Annotated in this window: 12 protein-coding genes; 7 read left to right on the forward strand and 5 right to left on the reverse strand. The window is 52.1% G+C overall.

Going from position 1 to position 15957, the window contains the following annotated elements:
• Positions 1–72: 72 nt before the first annotated feature.
• Positions 73–810 carry a winged helix-turn-helix domain-containing protein gene (locus EHSB41UT_RS18835; protein ID WP_278248164.1) on the forward strand — a complete coding sequence of 246 codons (738 nt, stop codon included), beginning with the start codon at positions 73–75 and terminating at the stop codon, positions 808–810.
• A 107-nt stretch (positions 811–917) separates the two neighbouring features.
• On the forward strand, positions 918–2513 hold the full coding sequence (locus EHSB41UT_RS18840; protein WP_087112416.1) for an ATP-binding protein: 1596 nt from the start codon (positions 918–920) through the stop codon (positions 2511–2513).
• Here EHSB41UT_RS18840 and EHSB41UT_RS18845 read toward each other — a convergent pair.
• A complete protein-coding gene (locus tag EHSB41UT_RS18845; RefSeq protein WP_165767330.1) occupies positions 2476–3585 on the reverse strand; it encodes a mechanosensitive ion channel family protein in 1110 nt (369 codons plus the stop codon). The genes EHSB41UT_RS18840 and EHSB41UT_RS18845 overlap by 38 nt on opposite strands.
• A 97-nt stretch (positions 3586–3682) precedes the next feature.
• Positions 3683–5212, reverse strand: a complete 1530-nt coding sequence (gene glpD, locus EHSB41UT_RS18850) for a glycerol-3-phosphate dehydrogenase (RefSeq protein WP_087112418.1) — start codon at positions 5210–5212, stop codon at positions 3683–3685.
• A gap of 247 nt (positions 5213–5459) precedes the next feature.
• Between glpD and EHSB41UT_RS18855 the strand changes: the two genes are divergently transcribed.
• Positions 5460–6314 carry a M48 family metallopeptidase gene (locus tag EHSB41UT_RS18855; protein ID WP_242667360.1) on the forward strand — a complete coding sequence of 285 codons (855 nt, stop codon included), beginning with the start codon at positions 5460–5462 and terminating at the stop codon, positions 6312–6314.
• Positions 6315–6353: 39 nt separating this feature from the next.
• On the opposite strand, the gene EHSB41UT_RS18860 is transcribed toward EHSB41UT_RS18855, so the two are convergent.
• Both EHSB41UT_RS18860 and EHSB41UT_RS18865 read right to left on the reverse strand, forming a co-directional pair.
• Positions 6354–7409: an ABC transporter ATP-binding protein gene (locus tag EHSB41UT_RS18860; protein ID WP_133060576.1), complete on the reverse strand. Its 1056-nt coding sequence runs from the start codon at positions 7407–7409 to the stop codon at positions 6354–6356.
• 88 nt (positions 7410–7497) lie between these two features.
• Positions 7498–12120, reverse strand: a complete 4623-nt coding sequence (locus EHSB41UT_RS18865; RefSeq protein ID WP_133060577.1) for a hypothetical protein — start codon at positions 12118–12120, stop codon at positions 7498–7500.
• Positions 12121–12472: 352 nt separating this feature from the next.
• Between EHSB41UT_RS18865 and grxD the strand changes: the two genes are divergently transcribed.
• Positions 12473–12802 carry a Grx4 family monothiol glutaredoxin gene (grxD, locus tag EHSB41UT_RS18870; RefSeq protein WP_087112421.1) on the forward strand — a complete coding sequence of 110 codons (330 nt, stop codon included), beginning with the start codon at positions 12473–12475 and terminating at the stop codon, positions 12800–12802.
• A 57-nt stretch (positions 12803–12859) separates the two neighbouring features.
• On the opposite strand, the gene EHSB41UT_RS18875 is transcribed toward grxD, so the two are convergent.
• Positions 12860–14224 carry a hypothetical protein gene (locus EHSB41UT_RS18875; protein WP_087112422.1) on the reverse strand — a complete coding sequence of 455 codons (1365 nt, stop codon included), beginning with the start codon at positions 14222–14224 and terminating at the stop codon, positions 12860–12862.
• 325 nt (positions 14225–14549) lie between these two features.
• Here EHSB41UT_RS18875 and EHSB41UT_RS18880 point away from each other — a divergent pair, with 325 nt between their 5' ends.
• From EHSB41UT_RS18880 to EHSB41UT_RS18890, 3 genes are all read left to right on the forward strand, one after another.
• Positions 14550–15152 carry a peroxiredoxin gene (locus tag EHSB41UT_RS18880; protein ID WP_087112423.1) on the forward strand — a complete coding sequence of 201 codons (603 nt, stop codon included), beginning with the start codon at positions 14550–14552 and terminating at the stop codon, positions 15150–15152.
• Positions 15153–15277: 125 nt separating this feature from the next.
• Positions 15278–15730: an HIT domain-containing protein gene (locus tag EHSB41UT_RS18885; RefSeq protein ID WP_207626704.1), complete on the forward strand. Its 453-nt coding sequence runs from the start codon at positions 15278–15280 to the stop codon at positions 15728–15730.
• Complete coding sequence (locus EHSB41UT_RS18890; protein ID WP_087112424.1) at positions 15727–15930, forward strand: SlyX family protein; 204 nt, start codon at positions 15727–15729, stop codon at positions 15928–15930. The genes EHSB41UT_RS18885 and EHSB41UT_RS18890 overlap by 4 nt, the downstream gene beginning before the upstream one ends.
• Positions 15931–15957 lie beyond the last annotated feature (27 nt).

The raw sequence follows: 15957 nt of genomic DNA on the forward strand, positions 1-15957 counted from the left end.
TTACAGACTGCAACGGATTTATGCCCCTCTGTGCGGTTATCCTTGGGAATGGTAGAATCTGGTTACAAATTTATGATGCAGACAGAAACACAGCCTGTTGAACAACAGGCAGACTCCGGCCACATCCTGATCGTTGAAGACGACGAGCGTCTGGCCGGTCTCACCCGTGAATACCTCGAAAACAACGGCATGACTGTTACCGTCGAACATGATGGCAGCAAGGCTGTTGACCGTATTCTGAATGAAAACCCTGATCTGGTGGTTCTTGATCTGATGTTGCCTGGTGAAGATGGTGTGTCCATCTGTCGTCGGGTACGTGGTGATTACCATCGCCCCATTCTGATGCTGACGGCTCGTACAGACGATCTGGATGAAGTGCTCGGCCTGGAAATGGGGGCAGACGATTATGTCGCCAAGCCGGTGCGTCCGCGGGTTCTACTGGCACGTATCCGTGCCCTGCTGCGTCGTACCCACGCTCCTGCCATTGATGATAAGGGCGACAAGGGGCGTCTTGAGTTTGGCGATCTGGTGGTGGACGCCGCCATGCGTGAAGCCTGGTTGAAAGGCGAAAACATTGAACTGACCAGTGCTGAGTTCGATCTGCTCTGGCTGCTCAGCTCCAATGCCGGCCGAGTTCTCAGCCGTGAAGAGATTTTCGAGAAGCTCCGCGGTATCGAGTACGACGGTCAGGATCGCTCCATTGACGTACGGGTCTCCCGTATTCGTCCGAAGATTGGTGATGATCCGATGCATCCACGCATGATCAAAACCGTCCGCTCAAAAGGTTATCTGTTCGTTCGCCCGGTGTAAGCTTTTCATCAGCGGGTACTGTGGCCGGTTACTCAAACACTGTGGGTACCGGCCATTGTTCGTTTTTAGGGACCATTCTTTACCATGCAAGCTTTGAGGAAGAATGAGTGAGCAGTATTTTTCTGCGAATCTATGGTGGCCTGCTGTTCACTCTGGTACTGGTCGCGGTGTTGTCAGGTTTGGCGCTGACCATTATCAACGGTGTTCGGTTGCAGGAGTTTCGGGAATCCGCCGCCCGGGGAACGTTCCGTATTATGAGCATGGAGCTGGAGTCTGCGTCGGAAGCACGCTGGCCGGCTCTTCTGGAGCGCTGGGAAAACCTGCTCGGCATTGATCTGACTGTGCTGCCGGCAACCGAGAGTGTGCTGGGCAACCAGACCCGCAATCAGCTGGATGCCGGCCGGGTGCTGGTGCGCGATGGCGACAGTGATAATTTTGAAATTTTTACAGCTATTAATGATGACCGGCTGCTACGTGGCAGTATTTCCGATCTGAACGAGCAGCTGGCCACAGGGACAGGAGCCATGATCCGGGACTGGTTGGACAGCATTCCCCCAGCGCGTCGTATTCTGATGCTCAAGGATAAGGGCCCGGAGCTGTTTGCCTATCCGGTCAGCCTGTTGAGTTCCATGCCGGACACGCTCAGCCAACGGCAGCGCGTACAGCTGGAACAGGGCTATGCCATTGCCATGTTTAACCAGTCCGGACGCAGTATGGATGTATACAGTCGTCTGGCCGGGAGTGGTGAAGTGGTGCGCATTGGGCCGATGTCGATGCTGGACCCTTATCCGTTCAAGCTGCTGGCGACCATTGCCTTATTTGTTCTGGCATCGGTCAGTATTGCTATCTATGTGCTGGTGCGTGGTCTGGAACGGCGATTAAGCAAGTTGGAACGTGCAGCAGTAAGGCTGGCGCGGGGTGATCTTGACACCCGGGTCAAGCTGCATGGCGGTGACTCGGTTGGTCAGCTAGCGGCGGCGTTTAATAATATGGCCAGTCATATTCAGCGTTTGTTGAGTATCCAGAAAGAGATGATCCGCGGTATCTCCCATGAACTGCGAACGCCGGTTGCCCGGGTGCGCTTCGGCCTGGAAATGGTGGCGGATGCAGAAAGTCAGGGCGAACGGGAAAGTTATATCAAGGGTATTGATGGTGATATCGAAGAGCTGGATCACCTGATCGATGAGATTCTCACTTACGCCAAGCTGGAAGAAGGGGTCCCGGATATCCGCTTCCAGCGTATGGATGTGGAGAGTATTGCTGCCCGGGTCGTGGATGAGCATCAGCGGACTAAAAGTAATGTGGCTGTGGAATATATCCCCAGTCGTATGCTGGATGCCCGCCGTCGTGTGGATGTGGAAGAGCGTTATATTCACCGGGCAGTTCAGAACCTGGTGAGCAATGCCTGCCGCTATGCCGACTCTAAAGTGGAAGTCCGCTTCAGTATTGGCCACGACAACTGCCGTATTGATGTGGAAGATGATGGTCCCGGGGTTCCGGAAGATCAGCGGGAGCGGGTGTTTACAGCGTTTGCCCGTCTGGACGACAGCCGTACCCGTGCATCGGGTGGTTATGGTCTGGGGTTGTCTATCGTTCGCCGGATTATGCACTGGCACAACGGCAAGGCTCTGGTGACTACCAGTGAACGCTTGGGTGGTGCTCGCTTCAGTCTGGTGTGGCCGCGCCGTCAGCGGGGGCGTTAAAACCTTCCGGTAAATCCAGTGTGCGTGTTGGGAAGGCGAAGTCTGCGCCATGTTCATGAATGATCTGCCCGATATGGATCAGGATTTCATGGCGCAGATTCATATAGTTGTCCCAGAGCGTAGTCAGCGTATAAAAGCGGATGCGGATATTGAGGCTGCTGTCGCCGTAGTCGGTAAAGTGAGCTAGGCAACCGCGAATATGATCAAGCTGTTCATGGCCGCTCAGGTAATTTCTTATTGCGGTGGTCACCGCTTCCAGGCGATCAAAGTCTTTGTAGCGAATTCCGAGATACATATCCACCCGACGGTTCTGCATCCGTGACGGATTGATTACGGCAATATTGGTGAACAGAGCATTGGGAACGTAAATTGGAGTACGGTCATAACCGCGGATGCGGGTCTGTCGCCAGCCAATATGCTCGACAAACCCTTCAACTCCTTTCTCCTTCAGGTTGACCTTGTCGCCTACGACAAAAGGTCTGTCCATATACAGGGTCAGGCCGCCAAAAAGGTTGGCGAGCATATCCTTGGCCGCGAGACCGACGGCCAGACCACCAACACCACCGAAGGCCAGCAAGCCACTGATACTGACGCCGGTGTTCTGCAACAGTGTCAGCGCTGTTGCGATGCTGATACCCAGTTGCAGCAGCTTGATCATCAGCTCCACGCTGGAACGATCCATCTTTAGCTGTGCGCGTTCGGTTTCCTCGAAGCTGTCTCTGACCATTTTCAGATAACGCATGAGAAACGCGTAGAGCAGAATGATGGTGGAGAAGCGTCGTATATAACCCAGTGCCAGACTGATATTGAATGCTTTGGTGTTGATCTCAAAGTGCCGGACCAGCACATCTGTTGCCAGACTCAGCCCCAGCAGCATAAAGCCTATGGTCACGATCGGCCGAGCCGCACGGGTCAGGGTGTCATCCCAGTGGCTGGGGGTGCGACGAAAGCGTTCACTCAGCCGGGTGAGCAGACGATGGCTCAGTAGTGAAGCAATAATGCTGAGGGCGACAATACTGAGCAGCCGAATGCACAGGGGAAGGATGTGATGTAATTCCTGAGGGATGGACATGGGCTCGCTGCTCTCGGCACTGGAACCCATGCAGTTTGGTACATAACCGCTCCGGACGGTGTAACGGAAGCGTCAGTATTGGTAACCGGCGGTATGTCTAGGGTGATGCAGAATGTTTTTGCAGGTAGTTATCCAACCGTTCTTTATTCTGCGCTGTCAGGCCTATACCGGTTTTGGAGCGGCGCCAGAGAATATCATCAGCAGCCTCAGCCCACTCATTGCTGCGCAGATAATCCACCTCGGCCTGATAAAGACCGTTGCCAAAATCCTCACCCATATCGTTCAGGGTCTGGCAGCCGGAAAGAAACTGATGGCTTAGTTCGCCATAGCTGCTGGCAAAACGCTGACTCATTTCAGGAGGCAGCCAGGAATAGGTGGCCTGTAGTTCTTCGGAATACTCTTTCTGAGAACTGATCTGCCCACCGGGCATAACAGCATTCTCGGTCCAGTTTTCGCTAAGATCTGGAAACCAGGGACGCAGATGTTCCATGGCCGATTCGGCTAATTTACGGAAGGTTGTCAGCTTGCCACCGAATACATTGAGTAGCGGAAGTGATTCGGTTGTTTCCGAGATAGTCAGGGTATAGTCCCGGGTAATGGCCGAAGGATCGTTGGACTCATCATTGCAAAGCGGACGGACGCCGGCAAAACCCCAGACAATATCCTCTCGGGTATTCTGTGTTTTGAAATGTCGGTTGGCGATATCCAGCAGATATTCTTCCTCGGATGCACTCGGTTCGACACGGGAAGGGTCGCCTTCGTACTCGACATCGGTGGTACCAATCATGGACCAGCGCCCCTCCCAGGGAATCACAAAGACTATCCGTTTATCCTGATTCTGGAGAATGTAAGCTTCATCGGAATCATAAAGAGCAGGCACCACGATATGACTGCCTTTAATCATGCGGATGCCATATTCCGGTTTGGTTTGCAGACTCTCTTCAATAAAGCGGGCAACCCAGGGGCCGGATGCATTCACCAGCGCCTTGCAGCGAATGGAGCGATTTTCTCCATTGTGTTGATCCTGAAGTTGAACTTCCCAGCTTTCATCGCCGCGCTGAGCCGCGATACAGCGTGTTCTTGGGCAGACTTCTGCGCCCAGCTCGCGGGCAGAAATAGCATTGGTAATCACCAGACGGGCATCATCTGTCCAGCAATCCGAATATTCAAAGGCCTTGGTAAATGCCGGTTTTAAGGGCGATTGACCATTGAGCTTGATACCCCGGCTGCCGGGCAGAGTTTCTCGGCGGGCGAGAGTGTCATAAAGAAACAAGCCGGCTCGGATCATCCAGGCTGGGCGCAGGTGCGGTTCGTGGGGGAGGCGAAAGCGCATGGGTTTAACCAAATGCGGTGCATTGGCTAGAAGAACTTCCCGTTCTTTCAAGGCTTCACGAACCAGACGGAACTCATAATGTTCCAGATAACGCAGGCCGCCATGAATTAATTTGCTGCTGGCGGAAGAGGTCGCGGAAGCCAGATCGTTCTGCTCGCAGAGCAACACTTTCAAACCTCGCCCGGCGGCATCCCGTGCTATACCTGTCCCGTTAATACCACCGCCGATGATGACCAGATCATAAAAATCCGGGCTTTGAGACGATACGACTGGCCGGGTCGGGTCTGACTGCATGAACACTTTCCTGCGATATTCTGTGCTGTTTAGGGCGTTATTTTTGTGATTTCTGTAAAGCGCCTGCTGTTTAGACTCTGAGTTTAGTTGGCAGGCTGATCACAGGGTACCGGTTTTTTATGATCTTTGTATGTCAGGGTTACGGAATGTGTCTGTCACCGGAGCCTTTCGGAGTTGCCGAGTTGGCACCTCATCGGCAGAATAACGATTGAACGCGATAACAGATTGATAAAGACAGGAGTAAACGGTGAGCAAGGTTATGAACAGTACGGCTGTTATAAGAAAACTAAAAAATCTGGTGCCGGTATTGTTCTTAACATTACTGGCCGGCTGTCAGACTGTGCACACAACGTCTGGTGGCAGTGTCGGGATTGATCGTGAGCAGCGGATGTTCAGCCTGCTGTCATCTGAACAGGTTGATCAGATGTCCAGCCAGTCCTATCAGGAGATGCGCAGTCAGGCCAAGAAAGAACGCAAGCTGGTTTCCCACGGTCAGCAGGTTCGTCGGTTACAGACCATTGCCGACCGTCTGACCCGTCAGGTGGGTGTATTCCGTCCAGATGCTGGCAACTGGCCATGGCAGGTGACTTTGATCCAAGAAGATACCTTGAATGCGAGTTGCTTGCCGGGTGGTCGGATTGTGTTCTACTCAGGGATTATTGAAACCCTGAAACTGAATGATGATGAGATTGCAGCGATTATGGGGCATGAAATTGCCCATGCCCTGCGTGAGCATGGTCGCGAAGCCATGTCCGAGGCTTATATGGTTCAGCTGGGTAGCAGCCTCACTGGCGCCTTGTTAGGTGTAAGCAATGAAACCCTGGATATGGCGAATCAGGTGGTTCACTACGCGATGACTCTGCCAAACAGCCGAACCAATGAAGCGGAAGCAGATATTATTGGTCTGGAGCTGATGGCTCGGGCTGGTTACAACCCGGAAGCTGCTGTTTCTCTATGGAAGAAAATGGCGGCCCAGAATACCCAGCGTCCACCGGAGTTTATGAGCACGCATCCCGCGACCGAAACCCGGATTGATGGTTTGAATAGCTATATTCCCAAGGTACGCCCGCTCTATCAGCAGGCCGTTGTCAAAACCGGTTAATCGAAATGGCACAGTATCTTGATGCTGTGCCACCTTTCCTTAAATAGCTTCGGTGTGAAAGCCACGCACAGGTATCCCTTTTGGATGTACCTGAATACTGTCACCCGGCTGGATTTTCATATCAGCACCAGCTTCTACCAGCAGCTCTTCTTCGGAAGGCAGCACTACTGTTAGCAACTGATGATTGCCGCGAAAATGATTCTGAATCACCCGGGCATTGTGGGGAAGGTTCGTGCAGCAGGTGAGCTGGTCCGGGCGAATCAGAACACGATGCTGTTCCTGTGACATGGACTCAGCTGGAAATTGCCCGACAGCTGTCTCCAGAAAGCCTTCCTTTCTGGCGATCACTTTCAAAAGGGTGCCTTCACCGATGAAAGACGCAACAAAGGCATTAGCCGGCTGTTGATACAGCTCTGCAGCAGTGCCCCACTGGCTGATTCTGCCCTGATCAAACAGACCGATCTTGTCAGCAAAGGCAAAGGCCTCGTCCTGATCATGGGTTACCATAATCGCACTGGTTCCTGCCAGCTTCAGAAGGTTGCGAACTTCATGGCTCAGACTCTGGCGAAGACTGGAATCAAGATTGGAAAAGGGTTCATCCAGTAGCAAAAGCCGAGGTGCTGGTGCCAAAGCCCTGGCCAGGGCAACACGTTGTTGCTGGCCTCCGGACAGTTCCTGCGGGTTTCGGGAGGCGAAAGCTTCCAGCCCGGTCAGAGACAGCATTTCGTCGACGCGATGGTTTTGTTGTTTGGCCGAGCCGCTTAAACCAAAGCGAATATTGTCCGCAACACTCAGATGGGGGAACAGGGCATAGTCCTGAAAGACCATTCCCAGCTGTCTTCTTTCCGGGGGCAGGGTAAAACCGAATTTGGATAAGGTCGTACCGGCCAGACTGATCTCTCCGGTGTCTAGCGTTTCAAAACCGGCAATAGCCCGTAGGGTGGTTGTTTTCCCACAGCCACTTGGTCCGAGCAGGCAGATATTTTCACCAGCGCCAACCTGGAATGACAGATTGTGTACAACAGTCTCCTGCTGGCCCGACAGGTGCGAGCGGTATGAACAGGAGATATCACAGACATCCAGAAGTGTGCTCATAGTTATTTTGATAAGTGTGCAAACCGGTCACAAATCTTATCGGTGGGCTATTGGCTTTGGCAATAAGGTTTGCGGAGTTCTTTTGCTCTTATCCATCTGGGGCAGTTTTATCGACCGGCCAGCTCCATAGTGTGAGTTCGCTCTTGAGCGTGTTTATAGTGAACAGTGTGGTCTCTTTATGGCAACGCAGTCGATAGAGAGCAAACTGAGGTAATGCTGCCTGCATAATGCCAGGCTCATGCTCCTGGGTACTGACAGTCTTCCAGCTGCGGTTCTTCCAGTACTGCAAGCGGCAGGTCTCGTTATTCAGGCTGGCAGGGTCAACACCACGCATGGTATCGGCCAGATCAATATTGACGGAGAGGGTATGCGCACCATCCGGATTAAGGGTAAGGATTTGGCCGTTTTCCTGCAGGGTCGATAACCAGATATCCATGCTGGGCACTACGCAGATGCCGTTCTTGGCTTCATGGGCATAAGCCACCAACCCAGGCAGGGCATGCATGCCTGGTTCTTCATCGGTAATATCGACGACATACCAGGTATCACCATCAACCGTCGTACAGGTATAGACACCAAATCGATAATTCTCGCTGGGATATGGCGCTACGTGAGGGCGGTACTGGTTGGTGACATCAGTGATCAGCCCTTGATTAATAATCTCTTTATAGCGCTCATGCTGCGGGTGTGTCAGGCCGGTTTTCAGGAAGCTGCGGCGGAAAACTTTAACGGGCAAGTGTCGCTCATTAATGTTGGCGTGCACGGCTTTTATCAGACCATTGTCATTCAGTTCGGTCATCCATTCCTGCTGCGTCGTTGGATTAAAATCAACAACCGCAGGGATACCGGCACGTCTTAGGGCAACGGCCCACTGTCTGGGATCTTTCTTATTCACATTGGCACTGCTGATACGCAGTTGCAGCTCCTTAATGAAAGAGTCTCTATCGGATGAGACCGGGGACAGCACATAGTGAACGAAGATATCGGATAAGTAGCGGGCGTTGCAGGTATTACGGCTGCACCAGGCGGTAGCCGCCTGGCTCACCCAGGCGTAGAGGCGGTCGGCCGTCCACAGATCAAGCAGATCATCCGGTGTGCCATAGACCAGAACTTCCAGTGCCTCATGCCAGAAAGGCGGAGCCGATGGTCCCATCAGATGTACGGTATCCTTGATCAGTAAATCTCTGGCATCGGGGAGCTGCCACCACTGGCGAATCAGGTTAAATGCAGCGATAGCCGTAACAATTGCTGCTGCGGAGTGCACTGGATTAGTAACAATATAATTACCCAGCCAGCGTCCCATACGCTCAATCGGGGGCTGTTCGATATGTGGAGCCAGCTGTTGTTGAACGGTTTCCGCTGATTCAGCGAAGGGATCCTGAATTTCCATCTCAAGAGCTTCGGTTTCATCAGTTTGTCCGGCCTGCCTTTTTTCAAAAGCCTGTCTCTCCCGAAGCTGACGTTCCTTCAGCCGCTCACTTAGCTGCGCCTGTTCCCCGCGCATATTCATAATATCGTTCTTTTTCGGAGCCCCCGAAGGGCGAATTTTCATGGGAGTTTCATCCTTGCCATCGCTCCATTTCAGCTTCGGCTGAGGCTTATCCGGTTTGGCAGTAGGTTTATTATTGTCGTTGCCATCCTCGTCTGGTTGGGATGGTACTCCTTTGTTATTGTTCATACCCCGACCGGTGGGGATTAACGGATTTCTAACCGGTGGGACGCTGTTCTGTACCAGAATTCGGTCCTTATCTTTCTGGGCTTTTTCGGCATCAATCTGCACCAGATTGTTGGCATTATCGACGTTTTGGTTGTCTTTCTGCGCGCCCGCCAGATCGTCAACGGTCATCTGACGGCTTTTGCGAACGGGTCTGTTATCCGCAACAGGTGTATTGGCTTGTGGATGATGTATTTTTTCGGCTTGAGAAATATCAAGCAGGAAACCCTGCTGCTTTGCCGCGCGCGTCTTTGCTATATCAGCCTGCAGTCTGGCCAGTTTTTGTGCTTTTTCCTCATCGTCATTTTTAGCCGGAGCTTTGCGTCTTGTCTTGGCATAGCGAATATCGGGAAGCTGGCAAAGCAGATACTGATCCTCCAGTTCTTTTTGTTGGAGAACTGTTGCGGATGAGGCGAGAGCATTCTTGAATGCTTTTCGGGATTGGAAACCCTGAGGCAGAATCTCATGCAATGGCTGTGAGAGTGGGAAATGCTCAATATTGTTGCTCAATATGGTGGACACATCTTCAATCAACAGCTGACTGTCCTGAAAGGCCGGCATGGATAGCAGCGCTAGCAGGGGCTGTACCGGTAGTGGCAGAGCTTTATCCGGTAGCAGGCTGTTGGGGCGTCCCCAACTTTCATAGGAAGGCAGGGAGCCCAGTCTATGGTATATCGTGGTGCCATCTTCACCACGGGCGGAAAGAACAACGTTTTGGTGCCTGACGCCATCAGCTGGGGTGGACATATGCTGATAGGTCTTGGTGATTCGCAGATCTTCCTGACGATTGGGATTGAGACTGCCGACCTTTAACTGTTTGGCTGGGAAGCTTGTTGATATCGCAAGATTCTCCTGATCCACCATATAATTCTTATCTGCCCGCAACGCCTTTAGTGGCATAAGAAGTCGAGAGACTGATGGTGCGTCAGACTCTTCTGGCCGGTCTATATAGGTTGGGTGAACAGGACGGCTGGCGGTGACCAGAGCCAATCTGTCCTGCAGATCAGCGGGCAACTGTTGCAGTGCTTTAATCAGCTCGGCTTCTACTCGAACAAAGCCCTGTTTGTCGTAGTGAAATGGCAGAGTAAACACCAACTTATTGTTTTGACTCACATCTGCCAGTGCCAGAATTTCATGGCCGATGGGCAGCCAGTTCCAGTCCAAATTGAACTGCTGCTTCTTTTTGTCAAAAGCTTTGCACTTTTCCAGCTGTGGCAAGGTGGGCGGCAGGAGCCTGGTGAGAGTTTGCTCTGGGTGAGAGCCTACCGGCTGGCTCACTGTCAAAAACCATTCAGCTGATAGCGATACTGCTTGATGAAGACTGCCTATCAGCTCTGGCGTTATAGCGAGAGCATGGTCTTGTTCATCAACAAGATAAACCCATGCTCCGGTGGGCATATGCAGCAGTGCCAGTTGTGAAGATGTTGTTTTTTCTGAGCTGACTTTCAGATTCGGCTGAGATTTAACAATGTCTTTTTGCCATTTTTGAACTGCACGAAAGACATTTTTTACGTCCTTATTTTGTGCCCGCTGTTTTTTGGATGAGATCGACGGAAGGTTAGGCTTTGACGGAGCTGTTATTGCGACTTTGCTGACGGGTTGCCCATTTCTGTTCGCCAGCCTGGCTGGCTCCAAGAGTTTGTGCTCGACCTTGTTCTGATTGGTTTCAGCAGCAGGTGTACTCATTACCGCTGCCGGCTTTTCACTATTTTTGGCCCCAAGGCTGCCAGGAGCGTCTGGGTCATAAGCAGACTTGCCAGAAGATGTTGGAGTCGCTTCCTCCACGACAGCTTCGGAAGATGTTTGTTGTTCCTGCTCTGGGAGCAGAGCAGGATCGAGTTCTGGTTTTTTGCCCGGCAGCTGCAGAGTAATTAATCCTTTCAGGCCTTTGGCATTTGGTGTTGTCTGTAAGGCCTGCAGCTTTTTCTGGCCCTTGATCTCATCGAGTGCGAGGAGAAGGCTGTTTATTGACCTTCCGCTCAGAGGGTACAGAGCATCCCGGTTATGTTCGGGGTCATGCTCCTTGAGGAAGAGTTTCTGATGACGCAGGTGAGAAGAACCGGATAGTTTTAGCAACTGCTCTGCCGGTATTTCCACCTGGAATTGTTCCGATTGATTGGCTTCCTCTGAGGATTCAGCCTGCCAGTTATCAGGGTGAGGCAGGCTGCTGATCCGGTGATAAAAGGCATGGCCGTCATCATCTTCCATGGCCAATACCAGATCGATCCGGTATTGGTTATCCTGCGGAAGTGGCGTGAACTGTTGCTGGTTTCCGGATGGCGTTGGCAATTTTTCCTGGGGCGTCAGCTGCTTTATAGGATAGGCCGCTGAAAACACAATATCTCCGGCCGGTGTCAGTACTTCCGGTTTGGTACTGAGGTTGTGAATGCTGGTCAGAAGCCGCGATATCCGCAGGGCATGGTTGTAAGGCGTGGCTGTCACCAAAGCCAGCCGGTCGCTTAAATCGGCCGGCAGCTGCTGGAAAGCTTCAATAATGTTGGCGCGGAATTGCGTCTGTTTACTGGAAGATGGACTGTGCGAGGCAATGGTCAGAATCGGCGAATCAGGCTGAGTGATATCTGTCAGGCCATAGACTTCACGGTTGTTTTCCACCTTGAACTGATCAAGATTCAGATATTCGGAACGGTTTCCTCGCTCGCTCTGATAGCCGGGGAGCTCTTCCAGTTCATCCTGACTGGTGCCCAGTACATGTAGAGGGAGATCGTTGCTGTCGGTAATCACTAACAGCCAGTTGCTTTCCAGATCCTGAATCTCGGCCCGCGCAGCTTTCCAGAGTGTGGCGTTCAGAGGCAGCGCATGGCTTTCCACAGTGTGGCCATGGAGCTTACGTGAAGGTTTGCTGCCAAACAGAGGAGCGATAACACCTGTAACCGGGTGGTAGAGCGCCAGCTTACGAAAAGCATGTTTATCGGGCTTAAGCAGGTTTCTATCATAGTGAGCTTCCAGTTGGTGCTCGACCTGCTCCTTAAGCATCATATGTTTTTGATGCAGTTTATTTCTTTTTTTCTGCGTCTGTTTATCGGCCTTTGCGAAAACAGAGCCGCCTGCCGAGGCACTAAAAGCCGGCTGCTGTAGAATCAACAACAGGCAAACCAGAACAGCCTGCAGCATTCTGATTGGGCAGCTATAAACGCAGAAGTATCCTGCTGATTTTGTTATCAAGCTTGTGCGCATATTAATCCCTGCACTCCGTTGATGCGGCACAGATTATTTTCTGGGGCAGGAGTGTAGATGGGATTCCGGGCTTTGGTACTGCCAGACGGGATTTCTGTTGTTACGAGGCTCATGTATACTGCGCGGAAATCGAACCGTAAGTTGAGGTGTCCAGATGTCCGAAGAGGTCATGGAACAAATCAAGCAGCAGATCGAAAACAATCCGATTCTGCTATTTATGAAGGGATCTCCACGCATGCCCCAGTGCGGCTTCTCTGCCCGTGCTATTCAGGTGCTGTCTGCCTGTGGTGAGCGCTTTGCTTATGTTGACGTTCTGTCTCATCCGGATATCCGTGCCAACCTGCCAAAATATGCAAACTGGCCAACCTTCCCACAGCTGTGGATTCAGGGTGAGCTGGTAGGCGGCAGTGATATTATCAGCGACCTGTACGAACAGGGCGAACTGCAAAAGCTGATCAAGGCGGCTGCTGAACAGGCCGAATAAGCCTGCTTCTGAGTTTCTAAAAATCCCTGTTTTGCCGGAGCGCAGAACAGGGATTTTTTATTTCTGCCTGATATCCAGACTCATGGTGCGAGGGTGAGCTTTATCCACCACTGAGCGTATCAGCTCTTCGCGGGTGCCCTCAGCTGCCAGTCTGGCTTCACGGCCATGGAAAAAGTCCAGCCAGAAGCTAATAATGGTGCGGATGGTGTCTGGCCGCAGATTGAGATCACTGTCCTCCTTGAGGAAAGTCCCGCCCATCACCACTTCCAGCCACTGGCCGTCCAGAGAATAACGGAAAAACACATAGTTGGTTCCCCCGGCCCAGAACGCATAGCGGCTGGCCTGCCGGATATTCTCGGTCAGCTGGGCAACCGGCATTTTCAGAATGACCAGATCGCCCCGAACCGGCGTGGCCTGCCGGCAGCCAAACACCGAACAGGCGCCGTGGCCGCTGGTATTGATAATTGTGGTCTTGGTGGATGGGCTGAAGTAGTGGGCCAGTTGGTCAAAGTTTTCAATCAGCTCGGGGGTCTGGGTGACGGTGATATTCTTTTTCAGCAGCTGATCGGTGAAGTGTCGTAAAACCGAGACGGTGTCAGTCTGCAGAACATTATCGAAAGCTACGACCTGATCATAATGGGCCGGATAGCGCTGACTGGAAATGTTTTGCGAATGCTCTTCACGCACCAAAGGCGGGTGGAAGAAGCTTTTATCGAAGGGGTGTTCGGGATACAGCGCAGGCGAGCAGGACTGGTTAACAGTGCGGATGCCGGATTTATCTTCAAAGAAGTCCTGATCCGCGTGCAGATCGTAGAACACCAGACTGCGGGTCATATGAGTAGCAGTATTAAGCGGAGGTTTACTGGCAAACTCCAGCCACAGATCCTGAGTTCGGTTCAACAGCCGGCACCATAGTTTGCTGTTGGGATGGGGATCGATAGAGACCGGCATCACCCAGCCACCGGCGCACATGCTGGAGTAATTATCCTTCAGTTGTGGTTCCCGCAGTGTGGGAATCAGGCTTGATATACCCCGGGGAAAGGCATGGGAAATAATTCTAACCGGAATATCCCTGCCATGGTGGGCATCCAGATAGTCCCGAACTGCCAAGGCAGAAAAGATTCCGACATAACCAGCCCCGAATACAATCACTTCCTGTTTTTCAGGCAGGCCTTGTTCGTTCTTTATTGTGCGAACTAACTCGGGCCCGGTCTGCTCGGCAACATACTCAGCCGTTGCCAGTGAAAGAGTCAGGCCGGCACCACCAAAGCCATAGGCATGAAAGACCGGTGTATCAGCTAATGACTGGTTCTCTGTATCCCACTCAATCACCGCATGCCCGGAATAGTGACGCTGACCGGCCACGGCTTCAATATCGCCGGCCGATCTGGCAATGCGGATCATGGTGGCCAGATCCGGCATGGTGAACTCATTTTGATCAGCGCTATCGGCAACAGTAGGCCAAGAAAACCCTGTGAGTACCAAGCTAAAAATGACCGTTACAAAAGCCCCTGGATATAACCTGCCCAACGCCCTGACCAACACGAGCCTGAGTGCGCCCAAGCCTTCTTTTTTTAGAATCAATGTGCTCAAACCCCTGCATTAATGCACGGCAAGAATAGCCAATGATCCGGATTTGTGGGCGAGTCGCTGTGGACTGTGTATGATGTAGTGGTTTGTGCTTACCTCTCCTGGGGATGTGTGCAGGGAGGTATAACTTTCCCCAAAAAATGACAGGAGTAAAAACATGGCTGTTCTTGTTGGCAAGCAGGCGCCCGACTTTACCGTTCCCGCGGTTCTGGGTGATGGCTCTATTGTTGATGAATTTAATCTGATGGATTCCATCAAGGGTAAATATGGACTGTTGTTCTTTTATCCTCTGGATTTCACGTTTGTCTGTCCATCCGAACTGATTGCACTGGATCATCGTATTGACCAGTTCAAAGAGAAGGGCGTAGAAGTGATCGGGATTTCCATCGATTCCCACTTTACCCATAACGCCTGGCGGAATACCCCGGTCGATAAGGGCGGTATTGGTCCGGTTCGTTATACGCTGGCAGCGGATATGCGTCATGACATTGCCAAGGCTTACGATGTTGAGTCTGAAGGTGGTGTGGCTTTCCGTGGTGCTTTCCTGATCGACAAGAACGGTGTTGTTCGTTCGCAGATCGTTAACGATTTGCCACTGGGCCGTAACATGGATGAACTGATTCGTCTGGTGGATGCACTGCAATTCCACGAAGAGCACGGTGAAGTCTGCCCGGCCGGCTGGAAGAAGGGTGACAAGGGCATGAATGCCAACCCTGATGGTGTGGCCTCCTACCTCTCAGAGAATGCCGATACTCTCTGATCTGTTCTCTTTTCGGTAAAACAAGGGGAGCTGCTGGCTCCCCTTTTTATTGCGTCTTATTGCGTCGGCTTCCCGCACAAGCGTATATTGCCTGTTTTCCCAGATCCGGATGGAGGGTAAAGCCTGTGAGTGGCTTTCAACTGGACCAGAGACTGGCTGGCGACTGTATTGTGATCGGGGATTTTCCCCTGAGTCGGATGTTGTTGATGAACGACAGCCGTTATCCCTGGATCATCCTGGTTCCGCGCGTGCCGGGTGCTGAAGAGGTTTTTCAGCTCACTGATTCCGATCAGCACCAGCTGCTGAAAGAAAGCAGTTATGTTGCAGAAAAACTCAAGGATGTGTTTTCGGCTGATAAAATGAACGTTGCTGCACTGGGGAATATTGTCCGCCAGTTGCATATGCATATCGTTGTTCGTCGCTCTGGGGACGATGCCTGGCCCGGACCAGTCTGGGGGCAGGGGGAGCGTGTGCCTTACTCCGCTGAGCAGGCTGCACAGGTTCAACAGCGTCTGGCCACGGTTTTTACCACCTGGCTGAAACCCGTCGATGAAGAGTTCAGTGGAGTTGAGTCATGAAAGATGAACTTCTGGAAGTGCAAACACAGTTAAGTTATCAGGACGATAGCCTTCAGCAACTCAATGATGTTGTCACGAGACAGCAGGGTGAAATCGATTCCCTGAGACGGGAGGTGGATTTTCTCAAAGACAAGCTGCGCGAATTGATCACAAATCTTCGTGAAGCGGATGCTGATAACGTCCCGCCACCACACTACTGATCCCGAAGCCGGATTCTGAAAACCAGA

The sequence above is a fragment of the Parendozoicomonas haliclonae genome (assembly GCF_900174585.1).
Classification (GTDB): domain Bacteria; phylum Pseudomonadota; class Gammaproteobacteria; order Pseudomonadales; family Endozoicomonadaceae; genus Sansalvadorimonas; species Sansalvadorimonas haliclonae.